Source organism: Saccharopolyspora sp. (assembly GCF_017434145.1).
Taxonomy (GTDB): Bacteria; Actinomycetota; Actinomycetes; order Mycobacteriales; family Pseudonocardiaceae; genus Saccharopolyspora_C; species Saccharopolyspora_C galaxeae.
Map to the genome: position 1 here is coordinate 1 of NZ_JAFRFW010000803.1, position 3,835 is coordinate 3,835.

A 3,835-nucleotide genomic window follows, 5' to 3' on the forward strand; every position below is an offset into this window, starting at 1 on the left:
CTCCTTCCGCAGCATCCGCGAGGACACACCCTTCAGGCTGTTGACCAGCTTGGACACGGCGACCTTGGGCGGGAAGTGTACGAGCAGGTGCACGTGGTTTGAACGCGGCCAATTCGGTTTCAAAGTCCTCACACACCGCCCGCATGACCTCTTCCATCCGCCGCAGGTGCGTGTCCTTCCGACCAAGGTTTCTCGCGAAGACCACGATGGCCCGTAAGGCCGCTGACGCTGCGATCGGCGCTACCAAGACTGCGCTGGTCGAGCAGGCCCGCAAGCACGACCGCGTGCTGCGGCTGGTCGACCCGAAGCACACCACGATGGACTGCGGACAGTGCGGCGCGAGAGCCAAGCACCGCCTGCCGCTGTCGGAACGTACCTACACCTGCACTGCGTGCGGAGCCTGGTCCCCGAGGGACAAGAACTCCGCACGCGTGATGCTAGTCCGGGCTGGTTTCAACCCGGCTGATGTTGAGGGCGTGAGTCCTGACCGCGTGCAACGCGGTCAGGCTGCCTGAGTCAGGAATCTCCCGCCTTCAGGCGGGAGAGGATTCAAAGCAACGCCATTCCGGGATCGGCCAGGACCGCGGCGGTGTCCGCCAGCAGTTCGGAGCCCTGCTGGCCGTCCATCACCCGGTGATCGAACGACAGCGCGAGTTGCAGCACCGAGCGCGGTTCGATGCGTTCGCCCTGCTCGTCGTGCACCACCCACGGCATCCGGCGCACCGCCCCGACCGCGAGTATCGCGGTCTGTCCGGGATTGAGGATCGGCGTGCCGGAATCCACGCCGAAAACGCCGATGTTGGTGATCGTCGTGGTGCCGCCCGCCAGCTGCCCGGGAGTGGTCGCGCCCGCGCGGGCGGTTTCGGCGAGCTCGTTGATCGAGGAGGCCAATTCCCGGAGGGAGAGCCGTTGCGCCGCTTCGACGTTGGGCACGACCAGCCCGCGCGGCGTTGCGGCGGCGATGCCGAGGTCGACCTGTTCACGCAGCATGATCTCCTGGGCGTCCTCGTCCCACCGGGCGTTGGCGATCGGAGTCCGGGCGATCGCGGCCAGGTAGGCGCGCGCCGCGAACGCGAGCGGGGTGAGTTTGACGTCGCGGAACTCGCGCCGCTGCTGGATCTGCTCGCGCAGCTGCATCGTGCGGGTGACGTCGATCGTGCTGAACTCGGTGACATGCGGTGCGGTGAAAGCCGACGCGACCACCGCCTCCGCGGTGCGCTTGCGCACGCCCTTGATCGGCACCCGGGTCTCGGTTCGCCCGGCCCCGGTTCCCCGGGTCTCGGTTCGCCCGGTCTCGATCGGGGCCTCGTTCTTCTCGGCGTGTGCGAGCACGTCTTGGCGCGCCACGATGCCGTGCTGCCCGCTCGGCCGGATTTCCCCGAGGTCGACACCGAGTTCCTTGGCGAGCTTGCGCACGGGCGGCTTGGCCAGGGGGCGGTGCCGGGCCGTGGCCGATTCTTGTTGCTGCGGTTGCGAATCCCGACGCTGCCGGCGACTCCGCCGAGAATTCGGACCGGTGTTGCCGTATCCGACGAGAAGCTTCGGTTCGTCCTCAGCGGACTCTGCAGCGTCCGCTTTGGACGACGAGGCATCGCCGGCAGGCTGCTCCGGTCCGGCGGGCGAGCCGATGCGCAGGATCGGTGTGCCGACCTGGACCGTTTCCCCTTCGGCGGCGAGCACTTCGAGCACTTCACCGCCGTGCGGTGCGGGCAGTGCCACCACGGACTTCGCGGTCTCGATGTCGACGACGGCCTGGTTGACCGCGACGGGGTCGCCTTCGGCGACGTGCCACGTCACGATCTCGGCTTCGGTCAGGCCCTCGCCGACATCGGGAAGGTGGAACTCCTGGGCGGTGCTGTTCATGCGGACTCCTGCTCGCGACCTCGGGTCAATGCGCGTAGGACTCGTCGCAGCCCTCCAGGATGCGATCGAGGTTCGGCAACCAGTCCGCTTCCAGCCGCGCAGCCGGGTACGGGGTGTCGTGCCCGGTGACGCGCACGATCGGTGCCTCCAGCGAGTAGAACGCGGCGGCCTGCACCCGGGCTGCGAGTTCGCCGCCGAGCCCGGCGGTCCGCGAAGCCTCGTGCGCGATGACCAGCCGTCCGGTGCGCCGCACCGACTCCACCACCGTCTCGTCGTCCACGGGCGAGAGCGACCGCAGGTCGACGACCTCGACGTCGCGGCCCTCTTCGGCCAGCGCTTCGGCCGCTTCCAGCGCGATCGGCACCAGCGCTCCGTACGCCACCAAGGTCAGGTCGCCGCCGCGCCGAACCACCCGCGCACTGTCCATTGCGGACGGTTGGGCCGCGGTGTCGAGTTCGCCCTTGCGCCAGTAGGAGCGCTTCGGCTCCAGGAACACGACCGGATCGTCGCAGCGGACGGCCTGCCCGATCAGGTCGTAGGCGTCCTGCGCGGTGGACGGGCTCAGCACCCGCAATCCGGCCGTGTGCGCGAAGTACGCCTCGGGCGACTCGCCGTGGTGCTCGATCGCCCCGATACCGCCGCCGACGGGAATCCGGATCACCACCGGCAGCGACACCAGACCCCCGGACCGGTGCCGGTACTTCGCCAGCTGAGTCACGATCTGGTTCATCGCCGGGAAGGTGAAGCCGTCGAACTGGATCTCGCAGACCGGCCGGTACCCGGCCATCGCCAACCCGATCGCGCTGCCGACGATCCCCGCTTCACCGAGCGGCGCGTCGACCACCCGCGACTCGCCGAAGTCCTTCTGCAACTCGGCAGTGACGCGGAAAACGCCGCCGAGACGCCCGATGTCCTCGCCGAGCAGCAACACCTTGTTGTCCGCGGCCAGCGCGTCGCGCAGACCGCGGTTCAGGGCGTGGGCGATCGCGGTGCCCGTCATGCCTGCTGCCCTTGCACGAACGCGAGGTGCTCCTCGAGCTGCCTGGCCAGTTCCCGCGGCAGCTCGGCGAAGGTGTGCCGGAACGGCGAATCCGGGGCAGGCACGGGAAGTTCGCGGCAACCGCGGCGCAGCCGGTCGGCCAGCCGGTCCTCTTCGGCCCGCAGCGATTCGCTGGATTCGCCGAGGTGCGACCGCAGCCGTTCGATCGGGTCCCGCTGCGCCCAGTCGTCGTTCTCCGCCGCGGCGCGGTAGCGCGAGTCGTCGTCGGAGGTGGTGTGCGGGTTGCGGCGGTAGGTGACCGCCTCGATCAGCGTCGGCCCGCCGCCGCGCCGGGCGGTGCTGAGCGCGTCGTGCGCGGCCGCGTGGCAGGCCACCACATCGTTGCCGTCGACCCGCACGCCCGGGAAGCCGAATCCCTGCGAACGCTGCGCGGCGGGAACCCGGCTCTGCACTGAATACGGTGCGGAGATCGCCCACTGGTTGTTCTGGCAGAAGAACACCACCGGCAGGTTCTGCGCCGCCGCCCAGACGAACGCCTCGTTCGTCTCGCCTTCGCTGAGCGCGCCGTCGCCCAGGAACACCAGGACCGCGCGGTCCCGCCCCGGGTCTCCGGTGCCCACGTCGCCGTCGCGCACGATGCCCATCGCGTAGCCGACCCCGTGCAACGTGTGCGCGCCGATCACCAGCGTGTACAGGTTGAAGCCGCGCTCGTGCGGATCCCAGCCGCCGAGGGTCGTGCCGCGGAAGAGCCCCAGCAGGTCCACCGGGTCCACGCCGCGGCACCAGGCGGCCGCGTGCTCGCGGTAGGTCGGGAACACCACGTCCCGTTCGTGCAACGCCGAGGCGGCGCCGACCTGCGCGGCCTCCTGTCCCAGCAGCGACGGCCAGAGCCCGAGTTCGCCCTGGCGCTGCAAGGCGATCGCCTCGGTGTCCAGCCGCCGCGCCAGCACCATGTCGCGGTGGGCGCGGTGC

4 protein-coding genes and 1 pseudogene are annotated in these 3,835 nt (G+C 70.0%); 1 reads left to right on the top strand and 4 read right to left on the bottom strand.

Annotation, left to right across the window (positions count from 1 at the left end; genetic code table 11):
• A pseudogene (locus IJH84_RS21785) lies at positions 1–99 on the bottom strand (transposase); the annotation flags it as partial.
• 107 nt (positions 100–206) lie between these two features.
• Here IJH84_RS21785 and IJH84_RS29350 point away from each other — a divergent pair.
• Entirely contained in the window at positions 207–515 is a 309-nt protein-coding gene (locus IJH84_RS29350; RefSeq protein ID WP_367269065.1) for a zinc ribbon domain-containing protein, read from the top strand.
• Positions 516–549: 34 nt separating this feature from the next.
• Here IJH84_RS29350 and IJH84_RS21790 read toward each other — a convergent pair whose 3' ends face one another.
• The 3 genes from IJH84_RS21790 to IJH84_RS21800 all read right to left on the bottom strand — a co-directional run.
• Positions 550–1,863, bottom strand: coding sequence for a dihydrolipoamide acetyltransferase family protein (locus tag IJH84_RS21790; RefSeq protein ID WP_295148350.1), 1,314 nt, complete (start codon positions 1,861–1,863; stop codon positions 550–552).
• Positions 1,864–1,888: 25 nt separating this feature from the next.
• Positions 1,889–2,863 (bottom strand): transketolase C-terminal domain-containing protein, encoded by a 975-nt coding sequence (locus tag IJH84_RS21795; RefSeq protein WP_295148353.1) that lies wholly within the window; start codon positions 2,861–2,863, stop codon positions 1,889–1,891.
• The coding region (locus tag IJH84_RS21800) for a thiamine pyrophosphate-dependent enzyme (RefSeq protein ID WP_295148355.1) at positions 2,860–3,835 on the bottom strand (976 nt) is incomplete at its 5' end. The genes IJH84_RS21795 and IJH84_RS21800, both read right to left, overlap by 4 nt.